Genomic DNA, 25,753 nt, shown 5'->3' on the forward strand with positions numbered 1-25,753 from the left:
CGGTGCCCTGTCCAGTAGTTTCATGGGGGGGGCGGCTGACTCTATCTTGGGGGGATAGGATGACCGGAATTCCGATTGACGGCGCCAGGGGCACCGTCGAGCTCCGGAACGGCGTCTTGCATGTGCGTTGATTCCTGGCCTGGCCATTTGCGAGGAAGCCGCCGTGGCCGTGATGTCCGCCGTCAATGAACTGAGCTGCGGACGTCCGTTTCCGATGCTGGTGGACATGGCTGCGACTGAGTCCATGAGCCGCGGCGCCCGGCGCGTCTTTGCCCGTCCCAGCACCGTGGCCAGGGTGGCGCTCCTCGGGGCTTCTCCGGTGGACAGGGCATTGGCCAACTTCTTCCTCAGCGTTCATTCTCCTGCTGCTCCGACGCGGTATTTCACCTGCCCGGAGGAAGCCATGCGGTGGCTCCGGCTGCCGTAGCCGTCATCGAGGCGGTGGCACCACGGCGCGAGTTGGGCCCGCAGTTCCGGAACCGGAATGCGGCCGGCCGCCAGGTCGCGGCTGAGGCGGCCCATGCCGCGAAGATCGGCGAGCGCGGTCTGGAAAAGGTCCACACCGGCGTCGCCACCGTCGGTCCAGTCCACCGGGACCTCGTGTACGCGGAGTCCGCATCTTTCGGCCAAGACCAGCAGTTCGGTGTCAAAGAACCATGCGGTGTCGGCCGTGTGCGGCAGGATGTGCCGGGCAACATCTGCACGGATAGCCTTGAAGCCGCACTGCGCATCGCTGAAACGCGCACCCATCAGCGTATGCAGCAGAAAGTTGTAGCAGCGGGAGATGAATCCCCGCCACGGTCCGCGGACAACACAAGAAGATCGTGCCAGCCGCGACCCGATCGCCAGGTCCGAGTGTCCGGAAAGAAGCGGGGCGACCAGGGGAGCGAGCGCAGCGAGGTCGGTGGAAAGACTCACGTCCATGTAGGCCAGGACGGGTGACGGCGAGGCCAGCCACACGGTGCGGAGCGCGTTGCCGCGTCCTTTGGAGGTTAGCCGGACCACCGTGACCTCGCGTAGTTCCCGGGCCACTCGCTCGGCGGCCTTGAGCGTGCCGTCGGTGCTGGAATTATCCGCCACCGTAATCCGGAACGGGTAGGGAAACGTGCCGGCCAGATACCAGTGGAGTTGGCGAAGGGACTGCTCCAGGCCCTGTTCCTCGTTGTAGACCGGGATGACTACATCCAGGACGGGCGCAGCGGTTCCTGTCACGCCCGTCATCCGCGTATCTGTGGGGGCCCGGCGGACGTGACCCGGCCGGAGGAACGTCGGATCGGGAGGACCCGGCCTGGGGTCGACGGCGGCCTGCGGTTGCGGGTGCAGCGGGGTTCCCGTGGCCAGGTCTGTGAGCGTCATGGTTCAACTATGGCGCCGCCGCATATGAAGAATTTAGGCCGAAGCTGTGCAGCTGCTGTGGGCCTTGCCGGGTGCGGATAAGGGCAAGGGAAACGGCGACAGTGCGCCCGCCGTCTTTGGTGGGAGCACCGCCGCCGCGGTTGGGTGCGTTATGGGCCCAAAAGGTCGCAAACGTTGGTTGCAGTGCCGGATCCTGAGAATCTCCGCAATTCGTTGCCTTGGGAGTCCACAGAGAAATTGACATTCCCCCGCGTGAGGAAAAGCCCGGCAGGAGAGGGGAGCTGAAGGAGGTTGTTGCCGGTGGCCTTCACTTCGATCACGTTTTCGCTTGGAAACGAAAAGAAGAGGACGCCCGTGATGACCAGCTTCAGGGGCTTTCCGTTCGGCCCCGTCAGGGTTACCTTCAGCGCCGGGGAAGTGCTGATGACGTCCCCGGAGGGAGTCGTGATGTTCTTGGCCTTGCCGGTGACTTCACCGGTGACAGGAAATCCGCAGCTAGTGAAAGTGGCGGGTCCGTCCACGGTGATCGGCGGGCCCGAAGGGGCGGCGGCGGCCGGAGCGGCGGCCGCGAAGATTGAGGCCAGGACGGCCGTCGGAACTAACCATTTTTTCATTGTTGTGCTCCCTGCATCTTGATGACGGCGCTGGGGCCGGCAGCCGCTGGGAAGACAATTGAAAGCGGCGGCGACCAACAGTCACTCGTCGACCTTGTGAAAACCTTGTGGCCCCGAAACGGAGCGCGAAGGTCCCCGGGGGTCCAGGAGGAAGCAAACAGCCAAGACGGCCGGGGCCCCGAATCCAAGCATGGATTCGGGGCCTCCGGCGTTGCGAACCAAGGTGGCTACAGGTGCCGGTCTAGTACCAGTTGTTGGCGTAGTGGAAGTCCAGGGCGCCGCAGGGGGAGCCGTACCGTTCCTTCACGTAGTTCAAGCCCCAGTTGATCTGGGTGCGGAAGTTGGTCAGGTAGTCGGACCCGGCGCTGGCCATCTTTTCGGCCGGCAGCGACTGGACAATGCCGTACGCGCCGCTGCTGGCGTTCGTGGCAGTGGTCTTCCAATCCGATTCCTTGGTCCACAGCGTGGTGAGGCACTGCATCTGGTCAGCCGCCCAGCCGTACGTTCCAAGCTGGGAGGCTGCATACGCCTGGGCAGCTGCGGGATCGTCCACGGCTACGGGCGGCGCCGGGGCAGGAGCCGGTTGGGGAGCCGCGGCAGGTGCAGGAGCGGGGGCGGCTGCAGGCGCTTCCGGTGCCGTCTCCTCCGACGGCTTCTCACCGGACGACTGCGCGTTCACGCTGACGGAGGACGGCGCGGGCATGGCGGAAACGAGGATTTTTTCGAACGCGAGCTTCGATTCGGCGTCGGCAGTAGTTGCGGCGCTCCCTGCGCCCGTTGCCGATGTTGCAGGGCCGACGGGTTCGGAAGCCTGGCCGGCGGCGCCGACACCAATCAGCACGGCGCAAGCGGTGGTTACTACTGCGGCCCGGCGGCCGGAGCCCTGCAGGCTGGCAGCGAACCGGGACAGCGGGGACACCTTGGCGGCTGCTTCGGCGCGGTGGCGTGAGCGTTGCGCAGGCGCTGCGGACTTGCGGGAAGCGGGCTCAGGACGTACTTCTGGCGTGGATTTAGTCATGGTTGCCTCTCGATGCCGGCGGAGTTAGCTGTCGGGTTCGGATGAGGTCATCCGGCCGCACGGAACTTCACGTGTCGGCTTCACCCCAAGGGCGGCTATGCAGAATGCCCGGAGACCTGGGTCCCCCGCCTCTGCCTGATCATGAGGAAATCCGGGTAGCGGCAGAGTTTGGCGTCCATCCGGATATGCGGCCGGAACGGTGGCCGCACTCTAAAAACCGTACAGGAGTCCGGCGCTTAAGTCACATTTCGGTAACGAGGGTCACGATGGCGGCGCGTTGGCTTGCGGGATCGCCGAAGCCGGAAGCGGGTTTGCGGTGCCGCTAGGCTTCCGGTAATTCTCCCGGGAGCCGCAGGGCAAACTCGGTGCGTCCCGGGCGTGAATTGACCTCCACGGTTCCGCCGTGCGCCTCCACGATCGACTGCACGATCGACAGGCCCAGGCCACTCGTGCCCTCGGCAGCCGCAGCGCGCGTGCCGCCGGAACCAGAAGCAGAACCTCCCGGACTGGTTCGCGCCGCATCCGCCCGGGCAAAGCGGGCGAAAACCCGGTCCACAAACTCCGGCGGGATCCCGGCACCGTTGTCCGTTACGGTCACCACGGCGCTGCCGTCGGCTGACCGCATCACTCCGGTGACCACGGTAGTGCCCGGTTCCGTGTGCTTGCGGGCATTGGAGAGCAGGTTGGCGATCACCTGGTGCAGCTGCCTGGCATCCCCGCGGACCACCACGGGCTCTTCCGGAAGCTCCAGCTGCCAGATGCGGTCCGGTGCCATGACCTTCTCGTCGCTGACGGTTTCCACCGCAAGCTGCGTCAGGTCCACATCGCTGATCTTTAGCGGCTGGCCTTCGTCCAACCGGGCCAACAGCAGGAGGTCCTCCACAAGGGTGGTCATCCGTTCAGACTGGCTCTGCACCCTGGCCAGCGACTTCTGGCCGTCCGGGGTGAAGTCCTCGGTCATGCGCATGAGTTCCGTGTAGCCGCGAATGGCGGTGAGCGGCGTGCGCAGCTCGTGCGATGCGTCGGCCACGAACTGGCGCACCTTGGTTTCGCTCTGCTGGCGGGCTTCCAGCGCTTTGGAGACGTTATCCAGCATGAGGTTGAGGGCATGTCCCACACTGCCCACTTCGGTTCCGGGGTGCGCGTTCGACGGCGGCACGCGGACTGCGAGGGCCACCTCGCCGGCGTCGAGCGGCAATTTCGAAACCTGCGTGGCGACTTCGGACAGTTGCTCGAGGGGTTTCATGGTGCGACGGATCAGCACCGTTCCGGCAAGGCCGATCAGGATCAGGCCGCCCATCGACACGATCACCATCGTCCATACCAAAGAGTTGAGCGTGTTCTGTTTTTCGTTCAGGGGGAGTCCGGTGACAATCACGTCCCCGTATGGCGCCTGGACCGCCACCAGGCGGTAAGAGCCGGTGGACAGTGCCCGGTCGACGGGCGTTCCGTCGTGCTGGAGTGCCAAAAGAATCTGGTTATCCTCGGGGGAGAGGGACGCCACGGTGGCGTCTTTGGCGAGGAACCCGGCGCTGCTGACAGTCCCGTTATCTATGCGCGCGATGAGCGTCCCGACGCCCTGGCCCGGGCCTTCGAACCCGTCCTGCCTGCCGGACGGGTTGCTGGGCCGTGGCCGTCCTGCCTCGTTCGACAGCCGCGAGGCCTGCCCCAGCCGTTCATCGAGCTGCCTGGTCAGGAAGGAATCCATGGAGGCATAGCTGAACAGGCCGATCGCGCCGCAGATGGCCACAAGGAGTGCCATGGCCACCAGTACCAGCCGGGTGCGCAGGTGCCAGGTCGACGGATCAAGCCAGCGGCGGCGGTCTTTGCGGGTTTCGCCGGAGAGTGTGGGCACCGCTCAATCCGCCGGTTTGATGACGTATCCCGCGCCGCGGACGGTGTGGATCATGGGCGGGTGGACGGCATCCACCTTTTTTCGCAGGTAGGAAATGTAGAGCTCCACGATGTTGGCCTGGCCACCGAAGTCGTAGTCCCATACGCGGTCCAGGATCTGTGCCTTGCTGACCACCCGCCTGGGGTTCTCCATGAGGTAGCGGAGGAGTTCGAACTGGGTGGCGGTCAGCTGCAGTTCCTCCCCGGCCCGGGTCACTTCGCGCGTGTCAATGTTGAGGACGAGGTCGCCCACCACGAGTTCGGCGGTGTCCATGGCGGCGACTCCGGAACGCTGGACCAGCCGGTGAAGGCGCAGGAGCACCTCTTCCATGCTGAAGGGCTTGGTGACGTAGTCGTCCCCGCCGGCCGCCAGGCCAAGGATGCGGTCCTGGACGGCGTCCTTCGCCGTCAGGAAGAGCGCGGGCACCTCCGGCGCGAAGGCGCGGATCCTGGTGAGCAGTTCGACGCCGTCGAACCCGGGGAGCATCACATCCAGCACCAGCACGTCCGGGCGGAATTCCTTGGCGAGTTTTACAGCATCCGGGCCGTCTCCGGCGACGGCAACGGACCAGCCTGCCATCCGCAGGCCCATGCTCATGAGCTCGGAGAGGCTGGGTTCGTCGTCCACCACCAGGGCACGGATGGGGGAGCCGTCCGGGTGGGTGAGCTGGGGAAGGTTGTTAGTCATGGAGTGCGAAGTGGCCATGGGACAACTCTCCGATCTGCGGTTTAGCCGGCGCTATGGGGATCCTGTGGGCCAGCTGTGAATCCCAGCCTAGCGAGCTGAACGCAGGGGCGGGCCATCCATGGGCTGCCGGGCGGGGAGCGCCGCCGTCGTCCGCTGCTTCCGGTTTGCTACCGGAGGCGGGATGGGGATCATCCCGGCCTTACGCTAGCTGGCGTACCCCGCCGCCTGGCGGCTTTCCGGGCGGGCCGGCGGGCCGTTCGAAGCCGTGGACCGTGAAGCGGGGGGTTGCTGCCGCCGGAGCGGCGGCTGTTCTCGCGGGCGGAGCCGGCGGGGGCATCTATGCCCTGACCTCCAGCTCTGCGGCGGCTGACGGCACGGCCGATGCAGGCGCATTGCAGGAAACATCGCCGGGCGGCCGCGGCGGTGCGCAGGGCGGCTTTGCCGACGGCGGGATGCCGCCCCAGGGCGGCCCGGGCAACTTCGCCCCGGATGGCCTGGGCGGAATGGGCAACGGAGTATCCGCCGCCGTTCACTCCGAGTACGTGGCCCTCGAGGACGGCGCCTACGTCACCAAAGTGGAACAGCAGGGAACGGTCACCGAAGTGAACTCGGGCTCCGTGACAGTCAAGAGCACGGACGGCTTCAGCCGCACTTATGCACTCGGTTCAGATGTGGCGGTGAGCAATCTGCAACAAAGGCGTCAACAGTCCGGCGCTGCGGCCACCAGCCAACTCACCGTGGCGGACATCGTGTCCGGTGCGATGGTCAGGATCGTTGCGGGTAAGGACGGTGACAGCTTCCCGGCGGAGTCGGTCCAGCTGGTAGCCGCGACGCTCACCGGTCAGTCCAACTGAGCCGGCCGGCGGGCCCGGCGGGGCTGCGCAGGACAGAATTTTTCCGTGAAGCCCGGCCGGGGGCTGGACATGTGCAAAGCGCGGCCCTCGTATTTCAGCAATTCCATACAGGCTGAATTTTCGCATCGAAAACACGAGTTATGGAGAAGAAAATTCGGCATTCAAGAGAATCCGATCGATCGTTCTGAAAAACACCTGTTATATTATTGGCATTTCAGAATCGTGATTTGGGCCACAATGCGGGATTCTGTCTCACGATGCGGACGATAGTGTCCATTGTTACTTGCAAGTTTTCATTGTTACGTTGCACACTTCAATTGTGAACAAGAACTCAACAGCACCTGCAGCCGCAGAATCCTGGACCAGCCCACCCGCTGGCGAAGACATGCGCTGTTGTCGAATGCACGCCTAACTTTCCCACCCCGAGAAGTTTTTAGGCATTCGCCCCTAGCCCAGCGTCGGGCGCCCCTCCCCAGATCTCATTGCGGGGAAAGACAGCATTCGAGCCGCGATGACGGCCATTCACATTGAGGTAAGCATTCCATGTCAGTTGCATCTGGATACGTCCACATCTCCGTCCGAAACGCCAACAAGGGCGGCCAGCCCTCAGGCCTCCGCCAGGGATTCGGTGCCCGTCCGGCGTTCGCCCCGGCAGCCCCCGGCAACAGCTTCCCGGCACCCGGCTACGCGCCCCAGGGCTACAACCCGAACTCCTATGGCCAGCTTCGCGCTGTTCCCGCCGCCGAGGCCGCCCCGCAGACGGCCCCCACCCCTGTGATTGCGCCGGCCAACGGCAGTGCCGTCCGCCCCGTCGCAAACGAAAACGTAGCCCGTGGATTTGTCCTCTACATGGGCATCGACGAGGAAACGGCGGCAGCAGCCGGAACCTCCATTGCGAAACTTGCTCAGGAAATCCGCGCCTACGCGCAGTCGCTCGTCTCCGGTGCAGAGAGCTACGCCGCGGTGGCCGTAGCCCCCGCCAGCGCCCCGGGTTCCGCGCTCGACGTCGTACGGTCCACTTTCGGCGACCCCACCGTCAACTCCCGGCAGCGCACCGAGACCACCCGGCTGCCGCAGCCGCAGGATCCCCGGCCGTCCGGCGTCCTCATCGACCTGGCCCGCCGTGAAGTCCACCTCGACGGCGACTCCCTGAACCTTACGTTCAAGGAGTTCGAACTCCTCAACTACCTCGTCGAAAACGGCACCCGCACCGTGGGCCGCGACGAACTGCTCGAAGGTCTGTGGCGCAACGCCGAAGAGGTCCCCAACGAGCGCACCATCGACGTCCACATCCGCCGCCTCCGCTCCAAGCTGGGCCGCCTCGCCAACACCGTCCGCACGGTACGCGGCCAGGGCTACCGGTTCTACGAGCACCCGGAGGTCGTAGTCTGGGCCGCTCCGGAATACTCCATCTAGTCCTAGACTCGTTCGAAAGCGCCCGTTCCCTCCGTGGGGGCGGGCGCCTTCGCTTTCGCGGCACGATCCCTCGCCGTCTGCGCTCGTTCTTCACGCAACAACGGCGCTTTCGGGATGTGCCGCTACGCTTCAGCGCCCTTGATCCAGCCCAAAGGGCCGCCTTCCCGCGGGCGGGCTCTCGGAGTATGTGCCTCCGTGGCTTAGTTCCTATGGCCCTGTTGGTGCCGGGTGGTGCGGCGTAGTCTCTGATCGTCCATCCGACCATCAGGAGGAACTATGTCTGTAGCACGCATTACAACCCTGAGCTCGAATTCCAAAACTTCGTTCGATGCGGCCATCAAGGAGGGCATCGAGCGCGCCAACAAGACGCTTCGGGGTGTCACGGGCGCGTGGGTGAAAGAGCAGAAAGTCGAAATCGCGGACGGCGCCGTCGTCGCGTGGCACGTTGTGCTTGAAGTGACCTTCGTACTGGAGGACTGAACCCTGTGCAGGGCGGCCGTGACCTGAGGGGCAGGGCCGCCGCACTAGGATTGGGGCATGAGCGAGCATCACATCAGGCGTTTGGTCCTCATGCGGCACTCCAAGGCAGACTGGCCCGGAGGAGTGCCCGATCATGAGCGCCCGCTGGAGGAACGCGGGCACCGTGAGGCTCCCCTGGCCGGAAAATGGCTGCTCAAGCACGGGGTGGTTCCCGATTTCATCCTCTGCTCCAGTGCGCTGCGTACTCGGCAGACGTGTACCTGGGTGTGCGCGGAATTAGGCGACAAAGCCCCGACACCGAAACTCGAGGACGGCCTCTACGGCGCGTCCGCGCTGCGCATGCTGAAGGTCATCAACCACGTTCCGGATACCGTGACTACGCTGATGGTGATCTCCCACATGCCCGGAGTGCAGGATCTTGCCATGCACCTGGCGTCGCGCGATTCCAACCACGATGCTTATATGGACGCCGCCACCCGGTTTCCCACCAGCGGCCTGACTGTGCTGGAAACCGACAAAACCTGGGCAGAACTGGATGGCCAGGATGCCCGGCTGACGCACTTCAAGGTGCCCCGGGCGCACTAAGGGGCGCTGGCGGGACCGCGGCAGCCCCGCGAACCTCTGACTCCTGCCCCTTCTGCCGCCGTGTTCATGGTCAGCGCGGGGTTTGTGATGTTTACTGGAGATATTCGTCAGCGGCCCCGGTTAGAAGGAGATCATCGTGGACTCAGGACAGCTTGTGGGGATCATCATCGGCGTTGTTGTAGTGATTGCGATCATCGCAGCGGTGCTCTTCTTCAACCGGAGGCGCAAGGTGGAGGCGGACAGGAACAAGGCCGCCGAAATGCGTGAAAAAGCCAAAGCCGACGAGCTCGGAGCGCGGGATCGCGAGGCCAAAGCGGCCCGCGCCGAGGCCGACGCAAAACAGGCCGAGGTCGAGGCGGAGCGCCTGCGCCGGGACGCCCGCGAAAAGCAGGCGGAAGCCGAGCGCGTGCGGGCCGCGTCGCAGGAACAGCTCCGCAAGGCCGATGAGGTTGACCCGGACGTCGTCACAGCCGACCGTCGCGACGCTGACCGCCACGACGCTGACAACCGCGATACCGATCGCCATGACGCTGTTCTCCATGACGCCGACCGGCAGGACGAGACCCTTCCCGCACAGCCGCAGACGCGTGCAGAAGCTGGAACCCGCGGTCGCGGTGACAACGTGCCGGCGACAGCCCCTGGCACCACAGCCCCGGGCACGGCAGTCCCAGGCACCGCAGAACGCGGCCACGCCGGACCAGCCACGACTGAACCGGTCGCACCACCTCAGCGCGACGCTGCGGATCGCGACGCGGCCAGGCATGATGCCGTGCCCGACCACGGGGCGGACGGGGCGCCGGGAGAGCGCCCGCGGAATCTTTGAGCCCGCATCCTCTGACGCCCCGGCACTGAACCGGCAGCACGGAGCGTGAACCTTCGCCATTCCGCCCTCGCGGTCCTTGTGGCCGTCCTGTGGGGCGCCAACTTTGTTGCGATAGACCTTGGCCTGCACGCCAACGGCACTGAGGTGCCGCCACTGCTCTTTGTTGCCATGCGCTTCGTTCTGGTCGTCTTTCCGTGGATCTTCTTCATCCGCAGGCCGGACGTCAGTTGGCGGGCCATCGTCGGCGTGGGCCTTTTCATGAGCGCCGGACAATTCGGTCTCCTCTACCTGGCCATGGCGCTGGGCATGCCCGCAGGGCTCGCCTCGCTTGTCCTGCAGGCACAGGTGCTGCTGACTGTTCTCCTCGCTGCGGGAATCCTGGGTGAGCGTCCCAGCGTGAGGCAGTTTGCCGGCGTCGTCCTAGGAGTGGCCGGACTCGCGGTGGTGGCGGTCGGCCGCAGCATGGTCGCCCCGGTCCTTCCCCTGCTCATCGTCCTGGCCGCTGCGCTGTCGTGGGCGGCCGGAAACATCGTCGCCCGGCAGGCCAAGGCCTCTTCCGGCCTGGGGCTTGTGGTGTGGTCCGGTGCAGTGGTTCCGCTACCGCTGATCGGCCTGTCCCTGTTGATCGACGGGCCGGCCGCGGTAGGCGGCAGCCTCGCAGGCTTGCAGGTGGTCACCATCCTGAGTGCGATCTACACGGCCGTCCTGGGCTCGCTGGTGGGTTATGGAATCTGGAACTGGCTCCTGGGAATCTATCCGTCGTCCGCCGTGGTTCCGTTTACGCTGCTTGTGCCGGTCGTGGGAATGATGACGGCCTGGCTGGTCCTGGGCGAGGTGCCGTCACCAGCCGAGGTAGCAGGCGGACTTCTGCTGCTGGGCGGGGTGGCAATCGCCGTCCTCCTGCCGGGCCGGCAGGGCGCCACACCCGGCCAAAGGCGATGGCATGCTCAACGACGCGATGTAGCCTTCGCCGGGGACGTGGGCGACGGTTTGGCTGCCGGCTTAGGCACAGATTTGGGCGCGGCGGACTTAGGTGCCGGCCGGGCAGCACGAGGGACCGCGGACTTGGCCGAGGGCGACGCCGGCCGCTTGGCCGCGGGCGTACGGACCGCGCCGGATCGCGACGCCGGAACACGCCCGTAGGTGGTCCCTGCGGCAGGGCGGGGCGCCGGTCTGGCCGCCGGCCGCCGTGCCGCTGAGGGCTTGCGCCGTCCGGATTCACTGCGTCCGGACCGGCTGCGGTCGGACCGGAGCCGCTTTCCGGCCGGCCATACCGCCCCTGCGAACAGAACCAGCAGCGTTCCCGCGCCGGACACCGCGGCGAGGTAGAAGTAGATATCGGAGTCCCGGGTTGTCACCGCCGGGCCCAGGGAATCCGTCTCCGCGGTGAACGCCAGGCCCCACATGCGCAGGAACGCGATGGTGAACCCGATGAACAGGCTCGTACCGATGCCGCCCACCAGCAGCGCCAGGTGGCGGCCCCGGACCACCACCTGGATGACGCACGCGAGGTAGCCCACGGCCACAGCTCCGAGGAACGTGAACAGCACGGACTCTTCGAGCGTTATCGCGGTCAGCACCAGGAGCCCTGCAGCGGCACAGGCCGCCGCAATAGCTATCCTTCCGCTGTTACCCATGTGGCGCATGTGACTAATCTTCCCCGATGCGGGCTACTTCCGGACGTAGCCACGCATGATCGCCATAATGGCCGCGACGCTTTGTTCGCGGGTGCGTTCAGGGTTGTAGGTCTGGCGGTCCAGCCCCACCACGAAGCACGCGCCGAAGATTGCGGTCTCCAGGCTGCCCCGGGAGATGGACTCGTCGACGGTGTAGCGCGCGGCGACGCCCTCGATCGCGCCGCCGATTACCTTGAGCAGCCGTCCGCGGAGCTCCGCGAAGGTGTCCTGCCATTCGCTGGGGGTCCGCCAGTTTTCGCTGACCCAGAGCCTGGCGAAGGACGGGTACTCTGCCATGAAGTCCATCGCCTGACCGATCATCTCGTCCATGGCGGCCAGCGGATCGGCGGAGGAGTCCTGCACGCTCAATAGCCGGGCGTGCAGGATGTCCACTCCGTGGCGCAGCAGCTGGGCGATCAGGTCGGACTTGCTGCCGAAGTTGTAGTACACGGTTCCTTTGGAGACGCCTGCCGCCGCGGCGATCTCGTCCACGGTGACGCCGGCCGCGCCGCGCTCGCCGATCAGCTCCATGGAAGCGTCGAACAGCTTCTGTTTGGTGGCATTGGTACGGGCCGGGCGGAGTTTCTTTTCGCCGGCTTCCTGCATGCTCATACGGCGATCTCCGGTTTCAGGGACTTCAGGGTCCAGAACTTGTGCTTGTGGACGGCCAGCGTTGACAGCGCGGCCCCCAGCACAGTGTAGCCAAGCAGGCCCGCCACGATGGGCAGGATCATGGAAAGGTCCGCGCCGTAGATCAGGTGCCGCATGCCGGTCACGACGTAGCCCATGGGGAGGATTTCGTGCACCAGATGCAGTGGCTGGGGGGTGGTCTGCCAGGGGAACGTGCCGCCCGAGGACACCAGCTGGAGCACCAGCAGGATCAGGACCACCAGCTTTCCGGGGGAGCCAAGCAGGGCCACTATGCCCTGGATGATGGCGCTGAAGGCCATCGCGGCGGCCAGCATGAACAGCCACATCAGCACCGGATGCGCGGGGTTGAGGCCCAGCGCCACGTCCACCACCAGGGTGAGCAGGCTCGCCTGGACAACGGAGACGGCCAGGAACGGCAGCCAGCCGCCCAGGGCAATCTTCCACGACGGCGCGTTGGAAGCCAGCGCCCGCTGGGTGACGGGACGCATGGCCTGGATCAGCATGAAGATGCCGATCCACAGCGCGAGGGTCAGGAAGAACGGTGCCAGGCCGGCTCCGTAGGACCCGGCCTTCGCCTGGGAGACGTTGCTGACGGCCACGGGATCGGCCATGACCTTCGAGAGGCTGCTCTTCTGGGCGTCATCGGGATTGGGCACCTGGCCGGCGCCCTTGCCGAGTTCCGAGGCCAGCGTGGCTGCTCCGTTGGCGGCCGTTGTGGCACCGTCTTCAAGCTGCGCTGCGCCGCTGTCGAGCGTCCCGGCACCTTCGGCAAGCTTCGCTGTGCCGTCCACGGCGCTTTGCTCCCCGGCGGCCAACGCGGAGGTCCCGGTGTGCAACTGGTCCGCGCCCGCGGACGCCTGGGCGATGGCGCCGGTCAGGGCGGGTGTGGCCGCCGCGAGCCTGGCGGCACCGGCGCTCACCGCGGACGAACCGTCCGAAAGCTGCTGGATCTGCGCGGCGTCGGACTGGATTTTTGCCTTGGCGTCCGCCACCGGTCCGGATGCCGCAGCTGCGTCGAAGTCCTTGAGGATGCTGTCCGCCTGCGCCTGGGTGATGATGCCCGCGGCCATCAGCCTGCCGTTGGATTCCACCACGCGGTTCCGCAGTCCCTGGTCCGCGGCGTCCAATTGCCCCACGACGTCCTGCACCTTGGTGTTCAGCGTGGCGTTTCCGGCCGCTACCTGGGCGGCGCCGTCAGCCAGTTTCTGCGAATCCGCCGGGAGTGAGGCTGTCTTGTCCTGCAGTTGGCTGAGTCCGTCGCTGAGCTGTGCCGCGCCGTCGTTCAGCTGGTTGGCACCGTCGCGCAGCTTGAGCTGGCCATTGTAGAGTTCCCCGGCGCCGCTGCTGAGCTGCGAGGTTCCCTCGTGCAGGGTGACGGTGCCGTCGTGGAGCTTGCTGACGCCGTCGGAAAGCTGGCCGGCGCCGTCAGCCGCTTTGACCATCTGTGTGTGGATGGTGCCGAAGCCGGTGAGCAGCTGGTTGGCGGTTTCCTCGCCCACTTCCTTGGCCACACTCGAGTGGACGGCAGTGGTCAGCTTGTCCACGATAGTGCTCAGCAAGTAGTTATTGGCGTCGTTGGTGGTCACGTTCAGCATGGCCTGGTTGGCGGCGTCGAAGCTGCCGGGGGACACCAGGTTGGCGGAAAAATCCTTCGGAATCTTCAAGGCGAAGGCGTACTTGCCGCTGCTGACTCCCTGGTCGGCCTGTTCGGCGGAATCCACGGACTGCCAGTTGAACACGTGACCGTCGATGAGGCTGTCCGCCACCTTCCGGCCGGCCTGCAGCTGCGTTCCGTCGCTGGAGGTGGCGCCCGTGTCCTCCACCACCAGCGCCGCGTCGATCTGGTCCAGGTTGCTGTACGGATCCCAGTTGGCGTACAGGTACACAGCCCCGTAGAGCAGGGGCACCATGGTCAGGGCAAGGATGGTCAGCTTGGGCAGCAGCCCGCCGGTCATGCGCTTGAGTTCGGAGCGGGCCAGCCGCAGCACAGTCACTTTGCGTCCTCTGTTTCGGGGGTGGGGGCAGTCGCGGTGGAGGGGCGGGGGACGGCGTTGCCGATCTCGGCGGCCGTGCCCGTCCAGTTGTCCGGGAGGGCAGCGACGGTGGCGACGACGGCGAGGGGCCGGCCGCCGTCGTACGCCAGCTCCTGGAGCCGCGGCAGCCAGTCCGCGGGAGCAGCGCTGTGGCGGTCGGGGGAGTCGACCACGAGGAGGTCGGTGTGCGGGTTTGCGAGCGATAGGGCGGTGAGCAGTTCGATGCGCCGGGCGGGGGCCAGCTGTTCCGCCCAGAGGCCTGCGATGTCCTCGAAACGGTTGACTTTGAGCCACGGGGTGCTGAGCAGGGCGCCACGGTAGCGCCGCGGGATCAGGGCGAGGTCTTCCGTGACGAGGTCGCGCACGCTCAGGTGCTGTTCAGGCTCATTGACCCCGGGGGAGTCCACGAGCGAGCTGCCCGCGCGAAGGCGCTTCGTCTTCGCCGCGCCGTCCCAGAGGAGCTCGCCGGAGGTCGGTTTCATCCGTCCGCTGAGGGTGAGTGCCAGAGCGGTCCTCTGGTCCTGGCGGGCGCCGGAAACCAGTACCAGCTCGCCGCGCCGTGCCTGGAGTGAAGTGGGCGGGAGCAAATCATCCCGCCGGCCTTTCACATGAAGCTGTCGAACCGAGAGCATGGAAGCCTTTCGCAGTGGTTGTCTGCACCAAGGCTAACTAAACTGACCAGTCAGTTCAAATAGATCGGTTCAAGTGTGATCAAGCAGTCAGAGGCCGTACTCCTCAAGCAGCCGCAGCCACACCTCGCTGACGGTGGGATAGGAAGGCACCGCGTGCCACAGCCGGTTCAGCGGCACCTCGCCCACCACGGCGATGGTGGCGGCATGGAGGAGTTCGGCAACGTCCGGCCCCGCAAAGGTGGCCCCGAGGAGCACCTTCCGGTCCTCGTCCACCACCAGCTGTGCCCAGCCCTCGTAATGCTCGGAATGTAGCGAGGACCCGGCCACGCTGATGGGAAGCTCCACCGAGGACACGTTATAGCCGTCCTTCCGTGCCTGCTCCACCGACCGGCCCACACTGGCCAGCTCGGGATCCGTGAACACCACGTTGGGCACGGCGTGATCGTTGGCCGTCTGAGCGAAGCGGGTCCACGGCTCCGGCGAGCCCTGCAGTTCGCCTTTGGCCCGCGCCGCGATGGCATCCCCGGTGGCGCGGGCCGAGTACTTGCCCTGGTGCGTGAGCATGACCTTGCCCGCCGCATCCCCCACCGCGTAGAGCCAGTCCCCGCCGTCGCCCTGGCCGGCGTAGTCCATGCCCTCAACCAGGCCGGTGGTATCCGTGCGAAGCGGTGGCACTCTGCCGTCCGCGGCACCAAGTCCCACTGCTTCCAGCCCCAGCCCGTCCAGTGCGGGATGGCGGCCGGTGGCGACGAGGAGACGCTCAGCCCTGATGCTGTCACCGTCGGCCAGGGCGACCGTATACGAGCCGTCCCCGTTCCTGCTGACCTTCTCCGTGCCGGTGTTGAGGCGGACGTCCACGCCGTCGGCCCTGAGGCCGGCCAGCACCAGGCTTGCGGCGTCCTTCGGGTACATACTGAGTAGCCCGCCGCGGGCCACGAGAGTCACGGCGGAACCCAAGCGGGCAAATGCCTGCGCCAGCTCGGTGCCGGCCACCCCGGCGCCGAGGACCGCAAGGCTCTGCGGGACGCTGCGTGCGGACGTGGCCTCGCGCGTGGTCCAGTAGTCCAGCCCCGCCAGGCCCGCAACCGGCGGGGCCGTGGGGGCCGAACCGGTGGAAAGCACGACGGCGTGCCTTGCCGAGAGCAAATAGGTGACGCCGTCGCGCCCGGCTACTTCGACGGCCCGCGGGCCAGTGAGGCGGCCGCGGCCGCGGATCAGTTCGATGCCGGTGTCCTCCACCCATTTGACCTGGCCGTCATCCTGCCAGTTGGACGTGAAGTAGTCCCGGCGTTTCAGGACCGCGGAGGCATCCAGGGTACGCGTGACCGCCTCCTCGGCGCCGGGGACCGTTTGCGCCCCGTGCAGGGCGGTTCCAGGGCGAAGCAGGGCCTTGGACGGCATGCAGGCCCAGTATGAGCACTCGCCGCCCACCAGCTCCGCCTCAATCAGGACCGCGGTGAGCCCGCCCTGGACCACCCGGTCCGCGACGTTTTCCCCCACGGCTCCGGCGCCGATCACAATGACATCGAATTCGCGTTCAACTCTGGCCGTCATGGCACCAGACTACGCCCGGCGGCGGTGCTCCCCGCGGGAAGAAACCACACGAAGCAGGAAGAAACCATACGAAGCGGTGCCGGGAATCGGGTCAGTGTTTGGCGCGGGCGCTTAACAGAAGGTGGGACATCCAATATTGTTTTCTGTGACCCACTCCGCACGGTGGTTCAGAACTCTCGGTTAGGGGAACCCATGACAACACCAGGCGTCGCTTCGCAGGCGCGTTTCAGCGCCCAGGCCCGGCTGCGCGCTCTCCAGGCGGACATCATGGACCTCATCCTGGACCGTGAACTTGAAGCGGGTGATCCGCTGCCCACGGAAAACGAACTGGCCCTGGCCTTGGGAGTGGGGCGCAATACCCTTCGCGAATCGCTCAAAGTCCTCCAGGCGCTCGGAGTTGTTGAGATCCGGCACGGATTCGGCATGTTTGTGGCGCCCAACAATTTTGATGCGCTGGCCGACGGCCTGACTTTCCGCGGCAGGCTCTCGCTGCGCCACAAGGGCGGGGAAGCCCTGGAACTGGTGGACGTCAGGCAGGCGCTCGAATCAGGCCTGATCGGGAGCGCCATGGACACCATGACGTCCGGCCAGCTGGCCGCCGTTGAGGAATCCGTGATCCGGATGGAGGAGTTGGCCGCCGCGGGGGAGACGTTCGTGGAAGCGGATGCAGAGTTTCACAGGCGCTTGTTCGAACCGCTCAACAACACCCTGCTGATCAGCCTGCTCGCCGTCTTCTGGAAGGTGTACCGGCAGATCCACTTGGAAGTCGGAGCAGGCACCGAGGACCTCGCGGAGACGGCCGCTGTCCACCGCCGCATCTATGAGGCCGTGGCGGACGGGGACAAGGCGCTGGCTGCTGAACGGCTGAACCGCCATTTCGACGGCATCCGCCGCCGCATCCACGAAGCAATAAACGAGTAGGGCGGCCTGCGGGCGGCAGCCCGCCCGGGGCTGCCTGCCAGAGCTGGGCGGCGGGCAGACCCACGCGAAACAAACTGAAACAAAAAGATCCGCACCGGCGAACCGGTGCGGATCTTTCTTTTTATGTGCGCCCAAAGGGATTCGAACCCCTGACCTTCTGTTCCGTAGACAGACGCTCTATCCAGCTGAGCTATGGGCGCATTCTCGGCTCCGGGAGTTTTTCGTTCACCCCCGAACCTCGAATTACTTTACGCGAGTTGCCGCCGAGTTCCAAATCGGCAGGCGTGTAATGTGCACGACTAGACCGGTCTATGTGACCTTACTCACAAAAAGACCCGATTCGCCCCATACGGTTCCTTGATTTTCCGCGGTTTTTGCTTTTTTGCCGCCCGGACATCCCACGTCTGACTCAAAAAGTGCAGTGGTCTAGAGCCCTAGCATTTAGGACACACCACTGAACCCGAGGAAGGGAACCGCAATGGGCGATCTCGCACGACTGCCGCTGCTTGAGAAAGCACCCACAACACATGCTGGCCTGCTGGCATGGGTCGAAGAGGTTGCAGAACTTACCCAGCCGGACCGGATCCACTGGGTCGACGGTACGGAAGAGGAATACACCCGCCTCACGGGCGAGCTGGTCGAAGCCGGAACGCTGACCAGGCTGAACCCGGAGCTGTTCCCGAACTCCTTCGCCGCATTCTCCGATCCCGCGGACGTGGCGCGCGTTGAAGAGCAGACATTCATCTGCTCGGAGAACCAGCGGGATGCCGGCTTCACCAATAACTGGATGGCACCGGCCGAGATGAAGCAGAAGCTTCGTGGTCTGTTCGCCGGTTCCATGCGCGGCCGCACCATGTACGTCATCCCGTTCGTCATGGGCCACCTTGACGCAGAGGATCCCAAATTCGGCGTCGAGATCACTGACAGCGCCTACGTGGTTGCCTCCATGCGCATCATGGCCAACATCGGCACCGAAGTGCTGGACAAGATCACCGCCACGAACGCGTTCTTCGTTCCCGCACTGCACTCCCTGGGCGCCCCCTTGGCCCCCGGCCAGGCCGACGTCGCATGGCCGTGCAACCCGGACAAGTGGATTGTCCATTTCCCGGAGGAGCGTTCCATCTGGTCGTTCGGCTCCGGCTACGGCGGAAACGCCCTCCTGGGCAAGAAGTGCTACGCTCTGCGCATCGCTTCCGTGATGGCCCGGGACGAGGGCTGGCTTGCCGAGCACATGCTTATCCTCAAGCTCACCTCCCCGGAGAAGAAGTCGTACTACATGTCCGCCGCCTTCCCTTCGGCCTGCGGCAAGACCAACCTCGCCCTGCTTGACCCCACCATCGAGGGCTGGGAGGTCGAGACCCTTGGTGACGACATCACCTGGATGCGGATCGGCAAGGAAGGCGAGCTGCGCGCCACGAACCCGGAGGCCGGCCTGTTCGGCGTCGCCCCCGGCACCGGCTGGGGCACCAACCCCAACGCCATGCGCGCCATCGCCAAGGGCCACAGCATCTTCACCAACGTCGCCCTCACGGACGACGGCGGCGTCTGGTGGGAGGGTATGACCGAGGAAACCCCGGCGCACCTGACCGACTGGCAGGGCAACTCCTGGACGCCGGATTCGGACAAGCCGGCTGCCCACCCGAACTCCCGCTTCTGCACACCGATTTCACAGATCGACATGCTGGCCGAGGAGTACTACAGCCCCGAAGGCGTGGAGCTTTCAGCCATCCTCTTCGGCGGCCGCCGCAAGACCACGGTTCCGCTGGTGACCCAGGCCCGCAGCTGGACCAATGGCATCTTCATGGGTTCCACGCTCTCCTCCGAGACCACGGCGGCCGCCGCCGGGCAGGTCGGCGTGCTTCGCCGCGACCCGATGGCCATGCTGCCGTTCATCGGCTACGACGCAGGCGACTACCTGAAGCACTGGATCAGCGTCTCAGGCAAGGCCAACCCGGAGCGCCTGCCGCACATCTTCCTGGTCAACTGGTTCCGCCGCACCGCCGACGGCGATTTCGCCTGGCCCGGTTTCGGCGACAATGCCCGTGTCCTCAAGTGGGCCATCGAGCGCATCGAAGGCAAGGCTGACGCCATTGAGACCCCGATCGGCTTCGTGCCGGCGGGCCACGCGCTGGACCTCACGGGCCTGGACCTGACCCACGCCCACGTGGAAGACGCCGTCCGCGTCGACCGCGAGGAATGGGACGCAGAGCTTGCCTCCATCGAGGAGTGGTACGCGAAGTTCGGCGACTCCCTGCCGGAGGCCCTGCGCGCCGAGCTGGACGCCCTCAAGGAACGTATGGCGGACCACAGCTAGCCAGCTGGACAAGAACATCACGACGGCGGCGCTGCACCTTCTCAGAAAAGGTGCGGCGCCGCCGTCGTACATTGCGCGAACGGACACTTAGGCCCTTAACCGCGAACGGACACGTAAGCCCCGGGGCTTACGTGTCCGTTCGCTCCTGCTGTTAGGAAGCCAGCCAGATGTCCGGGCCGAAGACTTCGTAGTGGATCTTCGTGGCGGGGATCCCGGCGTTGATGGCCTCGTTGCGGATGTGCTTCATGAACGGCAGCGGACCGCACAGGTACAGCGAGGCGTTGGCCGGCAGGTCGACTTCGCGCAGCGACATGAAGCCCTCCTTGGTTCCGGCGACCGGCCGCTCGAGCCAGAGCTGCAGGTCGGCGCCGTCTAGGCGTTCGACGTCGTCCGTCATCTGGCTGCGCAGGGCCCAGCTGTCCAGGTCGCTTTCCGCGTGCAGGACCAGGACCTGGCGGTCCGAGCCGGAGTCAGCGAGGGAGCGCAGGATGGAGGCGGTGGGTGTGCAGCCAATGCCGGCGGAGGCCAGGACGACGGGCCCGTCGCCTTCCTTGAGGGTGATTTCACCGTAGGGGTTGGAGATCTCGAGGATGTCGCCCACCTGGACGTTGTTGTGCAGGACGGGGGAGACTTCGCCGCCGTCGTCCTTCTTGGTGGTGAACGTCCGGCTCGTGCCGGCCTCGCCGGACAGCGAGTACTGGCGGACCTGGCGCAGTCCGTCCGGGAGCTGGACCTTGACGCTCACGTACTGTCCCGCAAGGGCGGGGGTGATGGGGGTGTCGTCGGCAGGTTCCAGGGTGAACGTCATGGAGCCGGTGCCGGCAGCAGTCTTGGCGGCGACCCGCCACGGGCTCCACATCACGCCGTTGGCCTGTGCGGCGTAGAGGCCCTTTTCGAGCTTGATCAGCGCATCCGCCATGAGCCAGTAGACCTCGGTCCAGGCTTCGGCGATTTCCGGGGTAATGACCTCGGCGAGGTCCTCGGCGATGGCGGCGAAGAGGTGCTCGTAGACCACTTGGTACTGCGGTTCGGTGATGCCGAGGGAGGCGTGGCGGTGGGCGATGCGCGCAAGCACGGTCTCGGGCAGGGTGCCGGGGTTGTTCACCAGGTGGGTGGCGAAAGCGGCGATGCTTCCGGCCAGCGCCTGCTGCTGGTTGCCGTTGCGCTGGTTGGAGCGGCTGAAGAGCCCGTCCAGTAGTTCCGGGTGTGCTGCGAAGAGGCGGGCGTAAAACTTGGGGGTGATTTCACCGATCCGGGAACCGACCAGGGGGAGGGTGGCCTCGATGACGGGGAAGGACTTGTCCGAGAGCATGTTGACTCCTGAGATAGTGGCCCGGGGTCTTCAACCGGACCGATAAAAAATACCGGTATTTCAAATACGAGTATTTATACCTAAGTTCTACACGGTGTAGAAAAGATAACCAAATCGGGACGGGCCTTAGATCCCGGGCCGCAGTCCGATCGCCTGGAAGACCGGCGCCATCTGGCGTGTGCCGGGAAGCGTGGACACCACAATGTCGTCAAGCTCGCGGTAAAAGGCCTCCCTGGCCCGCGCAAGGGCGCCGCGAAGCCGGCATTCGTTGATGAGCGGGCAATCGCCATTGAGCGAATGGCAGTCGGCCGGATCGGTCCGGGTGTTCAGTTGCCGCAGGAGCTGCCCTACGGTGGCCCGGCGTCCGGCCTCGTTGAGCCGCGAGCCGCCGTTTCGACCCCGCTCGACGTCGATCACGCCGAGTTCGCGGAGCCGGGCCATGGCCTTGCTGACATGGTTGTAGGGAGTTCCCACGGCGTCGGCGATGCTCTGGGTGGTGAGGAGGTTGCCGTCCGGTGCGGCCGCCAGGACCATCATGGCGCGCAGGCTCACGTCCGCGAACGCGTTGATTTTCATGTCAGCAACCCATTGGAGGTCTAGTCCACCCAGATGGAGGGCTCGTTGGAATCAGCTGCAAGCTGCCCGAACTCCCATTCATGGGACTCGACATTGGGTTCGTAAGGCAGGACCGCGGCGAAAACGGAACCGTCACGGTGCTCGGCAGCGACGTGGATGGCGTCGGTGTCTTCTTCCAGCAACGTGATGTCGCAGACTACGGCGGCGGCACGGAAGTCGTCCCGGTGCTGCCGGAGCAGCTCGGTGAGGTCACTGATCATCGCGTCGGCATCGAAGCCGTCCTCCGAGCCGTCCTCGCTGTCAGCAGGCGTGACGGCGACGAGGCGCACCTCGCCGTCGTTCTCCACCACCAGCGCGAACGGGAGGAAACCGCCGTTGCGTCCCAGCTGTTCCTGGGCCGCACCGACGCCGGTGCCCAACAGGTTTTCCAGGTCGGTGGCCGTGGCTTCGGGCACCGAATCCCGCCAGGATGTTCCGGAAAGTTCAGTCATGCGGGCCGCCTAGCCGTTGACCAGGGCCAGCACGCGGTCGCGGATGCGTTCCATGGTGGCCCGGTCCGTGGCCTCGGTGTTCAAACGGAGGAACGGCTCAGTGTTGGACGGACGCAGGTTGAACCACCAGCTGCCGTCGCGGGCCGTGAACGTGCTGCCGTCCAGTGTGTCGATCTCGACGTCTTCGCCGGCAAAATCGGCGCGGACCCGCTCCACGGCGCCCGCCTTGTCTTCGATTTCGGAGTTGATTTCCCCGGAGGAGACGTACGGTTCGTACTCGTGGCCGAGCTCGGACAACGGGAGGTCCTGTTCGCCGAGGGCGGCCAGGACATGCATTGCGGCCAGCATGCCGGTGTCTGCATTCCAGAAATCGCGGAAATAGAAGTGCGCTGAGTGCTCGCCGCCGAACACGGCGCCTTCCTCGGCCATCTCGGCCTTGATGAACGAGTGGCCCACGCGCGTGCGCACCGCGCGGCCGCCGTCGTGCGCCACAAGCTCCGGGACGGCCCGTGAGGTCAGCAGGTTGTGGATGATGGTGGGGGTTTCCTCGCCCTGCGCCTTGGCGCGGGCAATCTCCCGGCGGGCCACCATTCCGGTGATGGCCGACGGCGAGACGGGGTTGCCCTTCTCGTCGATGACGAAGCAGCGGTCGGCGTCGCCGTCGAACGCTAGCCCGATGTCCGCGCCGTGTTCCACAACGGCCGCCTGCAGGTCAAGCAGGTTTTCCGGCTCGAGGGGATTGGCAGGGTGGTTCGGGAAGGAACCGTCGAGCTCGAAGTAGAGGGGAATGATGTCGAACGGCAGCTTGGGCAGGAGCGCATCGCCGAGTACCGCAGGGGTGGTCAGGCCGGCCATGCCGTTGCCGGCGTCGACAACCACCTTCAGGGGGCGGGATCCCCGGAGGTCAACAAGTTTGCGGAGATATTCGGAGTAGTCCTTCAGGACGTCGTGGACTCCGATGAGGCCGCGCTTGGCAGCGGCCGGGATGGATCCCGCGTGGAGGTACTCCTCCGCGCGGGCCTGGATATCCTTCAGGCCTGACTCCGAGGAGATGGGCTGGGCGCCGGCCTTGGACATCTTGATGCCGTTGTACTCGGCCGGATTGTGGCTGGCGGTGAACGTGGCACCTGCCGCGTTGAGCGCACCGCAGGCGTAGTAGAGCTCATCGGTGGAAATGAGGTCCAGCAACTGGACGTTGGCTCCGCGGGTGGCGGCACCGTTGGCGAATGCCTTGCTGAACTCCGGGGAGGAGGGGCGCATGTCGCCGCCCACCAGGACAGTCTGGCCCTCGAGCTTCAGGACGTCCACGAATGCGGCGCCCACGGCTTCGACGATTTCGGCGGTAATGGACTCGCCCACAATGCCACGCACGTCGTAGGCCTTGAACGATGCCGAAAGGTCAAAAGTCTTTGTCTGGTCGCTAGTCACGCGTTCCATCTTACGTGGAAGCGCCAAGCGGCTGTGGAGGAGTGGTTGCGTTACGTGGACGCGCCGGGCAGCGTGCCGTCAAGGAGGTGCCGGCTGCGCGGACGGGGACGCGGTGTGCGGCTGTCCACATGGCCGGTCACCTGGCTTCGCGGCTGTCGGAGGGTGCTGGGATACTGAATCAATGGCCAATAACCAGAATGCTGCTGTCCTTTCCGCTTCCGCTGACCTCCCCGCGGGTGGAACGGAGACCCGTGACCAGGCCCTGGAAGTGCTGCGGGGGCTGGTGGGGCATCCCGAAGCCAGCTTCCATGACGGCCAGTTCGAGGCCATTGAGGCACTGGTCGACGGCGGCCGCCGCGCCCTGGTGGTCCAGCGGACAGGCTGGGGGAAGTCGGCTGTTTATTTTGTGGCATCCCTGCTGCTCCGGCGCCGCGGTGCGGGCCCCACCCTCATCGTGTCGCCGCTGCTGGCGCTGATGCGGGACCAGGTGGCGGCAGCGGCCAGGGCAGGAGTCCGCGCTGTTGCCATCAACTCCGCCAACCAGCTCGAATGGGACACTGTCCGTGAGCAACTGGCCGCGGACGAGGTGGACGTGCTGCTCGTGTCCCCTGAGCGGCTCACCAATCCGTCCTTCCGGGAGAACCAGCTTCCTGAGCTGATCCGCCGCACCGGTCTCCTGGTGATTGACGAGGCACACTGCATCTCCGACTGGGGCCATGACTTCCGCCCGGACTACCGGCGCATCGCGGACCTCATCACCCAGCTGCCCGACACCGTGCCGGTGCTGGCCACCACTGCAACCGCCAACTCCCGGGTGGTCCACGACATCGAGGAGCAGCTGGGCGACGGCGTGCTCACCATCCGCGGAGCCCTGGGCCGTGAATCGCTCCGGCTCGGCGTGCTGCGCCTGCAGGACTCCCGCGACCGGCTGGGCTGGCTCCTGACCCATCTGGCGGACCTGCCCGGCAGCGGCATCATCTATACCCTTACGGTGTCCGCGGCCGAGGACACGGCGCGGCTGCTCGCCGAAGCGGGCCATGAGGTCCTCGCCTACACGGGCCGGACTGATCCCGCGGACCGGGAACGGGCGGAACAGTTACTCAAGGACAACCAGGTCAAGGCGCTGGTGGCCACCTCGGCCCTGGGCATGGGCTTCGACAAACCGGACCTGGGCTTTGTAGTGCACCTCGGGGCTCCGTCGTCGCCGGTGGCGTACTACCAGCAGGTGGGCCGTGCCGGGCGTGGGGCGGCGAACGCGGACGTCCTGCTGCTGCCCGGGTCCGAGGACCGCGACATCTGGCAGTACTTTGCCACGGCGTCCATGCCCTCGGAGGAAAAGGCTGCGGCAGTCCTGACCGCTCTGGCCGAGGCCGGGGCCGCCGTGTCCACCGTGGCCCTCGAAGCCCGCGTGGACCTGCGCCGCACACCGCTGGAACTGCTGCTCAAGGTCCTGTCCGTGGACGGTGCCGTGGAGCGGGTGGGCGGCGGCTGGCGCTCCACCGGCCAGCCCTGGACCTACGACGCAGAGCGGTACAGCCGCATTGCCGAGGCCCGCGTGGACGAGCAGGATTCCATGGTGATCTACCAGGACACGGCAGGGTGCCGGATGGAGTACATCACCTCGGTCCTGGACGATGAAACAGCCCGTGCCTGCGGCCGCTGCGACAACTGCGCCGGGCGCTGGTTCCCGGCAGACATCTCGGCTTCGGCCACGGAAGCCGCCGGGCAGACGCTCAGCCGCGCCGGCGTGGCACTGGAACCGCGGCTGCAGTGGCCCAGCGGCATGGACAGGCTCGGCGTGACCGTCAAGGGCAAGATCAAGCCGGATGAAAGCCTCGCCGAAGGAAGGGCGCTGGCCCGTCTGACGGACCTCGGCTGGGGCGGGGCCCTGCGGGAAATCTTCGCCTCCGGTGCGGCGGACCGTGAGGTGGACCCCGCCATGCTCCAGGCCTGCGTGCAGGTGCTCCGGGAATGGGGCACCGGTAACGGACGCGACGCCGGCTGGAGCGGGGCAGGGCGGCCCGCAGCCATCGTTAGTATCCCGTCGCGCAGCAAACCCGCCCTGGTCGACTCCCTGGCGCGCGGTATTTCCGGCATTGGCCGCATACCGTACCTGGGCCAGCTGCAACTGGAACACGGCGGACCCACCGGCGGCCGCGGAGGCAACAGCGCCTACCGGCTGGCCGGCGTCTGGGACCGCCTCGTTGTAGGACCCGAGCTGGAGGCGGCCCTGTCCGGCATCCAGGGGCAGAGCGTCATGCTGGTGGACGATCTCACCGACAGCCGCTGGACGGTCACAGTTGCCGGCCGGGCCCTGCGCCGTGCCGGGGCGGGAGCCGTCCTTCCCCTCGTGCTGGGACAGGCCGGATAGGGGCACCGGCTGCTCCGCGTAAGGGGCGGACTTATTCTGGCACCGCACCTGGCACGCCTATAGGATC

23 protein-coding genes, 1 tRNA gene and 1 riboswitch are annotated in these 25,753 nt (G+C 66.1%); of the genes, 10 read left to right on the forward strand and 14 right to left on the reverse strand.

Annotated features, from left to right (window positions below; genetic code table 11):
• Positions 1-172 precede the first annotated feature (172 nt).
• Complete coding sequence (locus ARTH_RS24510; protein ID WP_442852998.1) at positions 173-427, forward strand: DUF7793 family protein; 255 nt, start codon at positions 173-175, stop codon at positions 425-427.
• On the opposite strand, the gene ARTH_RS03330 is transcribed toward ARTH_RS24510, so the two are convergent.
• The 5 genes from ARTH_RS03330 to ARTH_RS03350 form a co-directional block, all read right to left on the reverse strand.
• Positions 355-1,356, reverse strand: a complete 1,002-nt coding sequence (locus tag ARTH_RS03330; protein ID WP_011690518.1) for a dolichyl-phosphate beta-glucosyltransferase — start codon at positions 1,354-1,356, stop codon at positions 355-357. The two genes, ARTH_RS24510 and ARTH_RS03330, sit on opposite strands and share 73 nt — an antisense overlap.
• Before the next feature lie 149 nt (positions 1,357-1,505).
• Positions 1,506-1,970 (reverse strand): hypothetical protein, encoded by a 465-nt coding sequence (locus tag ARTH_RS03335; protein WP_011690519.1) that lies wholly within the window; start codon positions 1,968-1,970, stop codon positions 1,506-1,508.
• A gap of 241 nt (positions 1,971-2,211) precedes the next feature.
• A complete protein-coding gene (locus ARTH_RS03340; protein ID WP_011690520.1) occupies positions 2,212-2,988 on the reverse strand; it encodes a hypothetical protein in 777 nt (258 codons plus the stop codon).
• A riboswitch (cyclic di-AMP (ydaO/yuaA leader) is annotated at positions 2,988-3,162 on the reverse strand. It overlaps the preceding gene by 1 nt.
• Positions 3,163-3,310: 148 nt before the next feature.
• Complete coding sequence (locus tag ARTH_RS03345; RefSeq protein WP_011690521.1) at positions 3,311-4,843, reverse strand: sensor histidine kinase; 1,533 nt, start codon at positions 4,841-4,843, stop codon at positions 3,311-3,313.
• A gap of 3 nt (positions 4,844-4,846) precedes the next feature.
• Complete coding sequence (locus ARTH_RS03350; RefSeq protein WP_011690522.1) at positions 4,847-5,587, reverse strand: response regulator transcription factor; 741 nt, start codon at positions 5,585-5,587, stop codon at positions 4,847-4,849.
• Between the two features lie 254 nt (positions 5,588-5,841).
• On the opposite strand from ARTH_RS03350, the gene ARTH_RS03355 reads away from it, so the two are divergent.
• From ARTH_RS03355 to ARTH_RS03380, 6 genes are all read left to right on the forward strand, one after another.
• Positions 5,842-6,423 (forward strand): hypothetical protein, encoded by a 582-nt coding sequence (locus ARTH_RS03355; RefSeq protein ID WP_156810607.1) that lies wholly within the window; start codon positions 5,842-5,844, stop codon positions 6,421-6,423.
• A gap of 543 nt (positions 6,424-6,966) precedes the next feature.
• Positions 6,967-7,839, forward strand: a complete 873-nt coding sequence (locus ARTH_RS03360) for a winged helix-turn-helix domain-containing protein (protein ID WP_011690524.1) — start codon at positions 6,967-6,969, stop codon at positions 7,837-7,839.
• 276 nt (positions 7,840-8,115) lie between these two features.
• Positions 8,116-8,319 carry a dodecin family protein gene (locus tag ARTH_RS03365; RefSeq protein WP_011690525.1) on the forward strand — a complete coding sequence of 68 codons (204 nt, stop codon included), beginning with the start codon at positions 8,116-8,118 and terminating at the stop codon, positions 8,317-8,319.
• A 57-nt stretch (positions 8,320-8,376) separates the two neighbouring features.
• A complete protein-coding gene (locus tag ARTH_RS03370; protein ID WP_011690526.1) occupies positions 8,377-8,904 on the forward strand; it encodes a SixA phosphatase family protein in 528 nt (175 codons plus the stop codon).
• A 136-nt stretch (positions 8,905-9,040) separates the two neighbouring features.
• A complete protein-coding gene (locus ARTH_RS03375; protein WP_011690527.1) occupies positions 9,041-9,727 on the forward strand; it encodes a hypothetical protein in 687 nt (228 codons plus the stop codon).
• 45 nt (positions 9,728-9,772) lie between these two features.
• Positions 9,773-10,870 carry an EamA family transporter gene (locus ARTH_RS03380; protein ID WP_011690528.1) on the forward strand — a complete coding sequence of 366 codons (1,098 nt, stop codon included), beginning with the start codon at positions 9,773-9,775 and terminating at the stop codon, positions 10,868-10,870.
• A 527-nt stretch (positions 10,871-11,397) separates the two neighbouring features.
• Here the strand turns inward: ARTH_RS03380 and ARTH_RS03385 are convergent.
• From ARTH_RS03385 to ARTH_RS03400, 4 genes are all read right to left on the reverse strand, one after another.
• Positions 11,398-12,015, reverse strand: a complete 618-nt coding sequence (locus ARTH_RS03385; RefSeq protein WP_011690529.1) for a TetR/AcrR family transcriptional regulator — start codon at positions 12,013-12,015, stop codon at positions 11,398-11,400.
• Positions 12,012-14,048 carry a YhgE/Pip domain-containing protein gene (locus ARTH_RS03390; RefSeq protein WP_011690530.1) on the reverse strand — a complete coding sequence of 679 codons (2,037 nt, stop codon included), beginning with the start codon at positions 14,046-14,048 and terminating at the stop codon, positions 12,012-12,014. Before ARTH_RS03390 ends, ARTH_RS03385 begins: the two co-directional genes overlap by 4 nt.
• Complete coding sequence (locus tag ARTH_RS03395; protein WP_011690531.1) at positions 14,045-14,719, reverse strand: ABC transporter ATP-binding protein; 675 nt, start codon at positions 14,717-14,719, stop codon at positions 14,045-14,047. Before ARTH_RS03395 ends, ARTH_RS03390 begins: the two co-directional genes overlap by 4 nt.
• Before the next feature lie 87 nt (positions 14,720-14,806).
• A complete protein-coding gene (locus tag ARTH_RS03400; RefSeq protein ID WP_011690532.1) occupies positions 14,807-16,273 on the reverse strand; it encodes a dihydrolipoyl dehydrogenase family protein in 1,467 nt (488 codons plus the stop codon).
• A 192-nt stretch (positions 16,274-16,465) separates the two neighbouring features.
• Between ARTH_RS03400 and ARTH_RS03405 the strand changes: the two genes are divergently transcribed.
• Positions 16,466-17,194 carry a FadR/GntR family transcriptional regulator gene (locus ARTH_RS03405; RefSeq protein WP_011690533.1) on the forward strand — a complete coding sequence of 243 codons (729 nt, stop codon included), beginning with the start codon at positions 16,466-16,468 and terminating at the stop codon, positions 17,192-17,194.
• 126 nt (positions 17,195-17,320) lie between these two features.
• Here the strand turns inward: ARTH_RS03405 and ARTH_RS03410 are convergent.
• A tRNA-Arg gene (locus ARTH_RS03410) sits at positions 17,321-17,394 on the reverse strand.
• A gap of 278 nt (positions 17,395-17,672) precedes the next feature.
• On the opposite strand from ARTH_RS03410, the gene ARTH_RS03415 reads away from it, so the two are divergent.
• Positions 17,673-19,508, forward strand: coding sequence for a phosphoenolpyruvate carboxykinase (GTP) (locus ARTH_RS03415; protein ID WP_011690534.1), 1,836 nt, complete (start codon positions 17,673-17,675; stop codon positions 19,506-19,508).
• A gap of 151 nt (positions 19,509-19,659) precedes the next feature.
• Here ARTH_RS03415 and ARTH_RS03420 read toward each other — a convergent pair whose 3' ends face one another.
• From ARTH_RS03420 to ARTH_RS03435, 4 genes are all read right to left on the reverse strand, one after another.
• Positions 19,660-20,820 carry a globin domain-containing protein gene (locus ARTH_RS03420; RefSeq protein WP_011690535.1) on the reverse strand — a complete coding sequence of 387 codons (1,161 nt, stop codon included), beginning with the start codon at positions 20,818-20,820 and terminating at the stop codon, positions 19,660-19,662.
• Between the two features lie 126 nt (positions 20,821-20,946).
• Complete coding sequence (locus ARTH_RS03425) at positions 20,947-21,396, reverse strand: RrF2 family transcriptional regulator (protein WP_011690536.1); 450 nt, start codon at positions 21,394-21,396, stop codon at positions 20,947-20,949.
• Between the two features lie 20 nt (positions 21,397-21,416).
• On the reverse strand, positions 21,417-21,887 hold the full coding sequence (locus tag ARTH_RS03430) for a hypothetical protein (protein ID WP_011690537.1): 471 nt from the start codon (positions 21,885-21,887) through the stop codon (positions 21,417-21,419).
• Positions 21,888-21,896: 9 nt separating this feature from the next.
• Positions 21,897-23,315, reverse strand: coding sequence for a phosphomannomutase/phosphoglucomutase (locus ARTH_RS03435; RefSeq protein WP_043429355.1), 1,419 nt, complete (start codon positions 23,313-23,315; stop codon positions 21,897-21,899).
• 181 nt (positions 23,316-23,496) lie between these two features.
• On the opposite strand from ARTH_RS03435, the gene ARTH_RS03440 reads away from it, so the two are divergent.
• Positions 23,497-25,686 (forward strand): RecQ family ATP-dependent DNA helicase, encoded by a 2,190-nt coding sequence (locus ARTH_RS03440; RefSeq protein WP_011690539.1) that lies wholly within the window; start codon positions 23,497-23,499, stop codon positions 25,684-25,686.
• Positions 25,687-25,753: the final 67 nt, after the last annotated feature.

Source organism: Arthrobacter sp. FB24 (assembly GCF_000196235.1).
GTDB lineage: Bacteria > Actinomycetota > Actinomycetes > Actinomycetales > Micrococcaceae > Arthrobacter.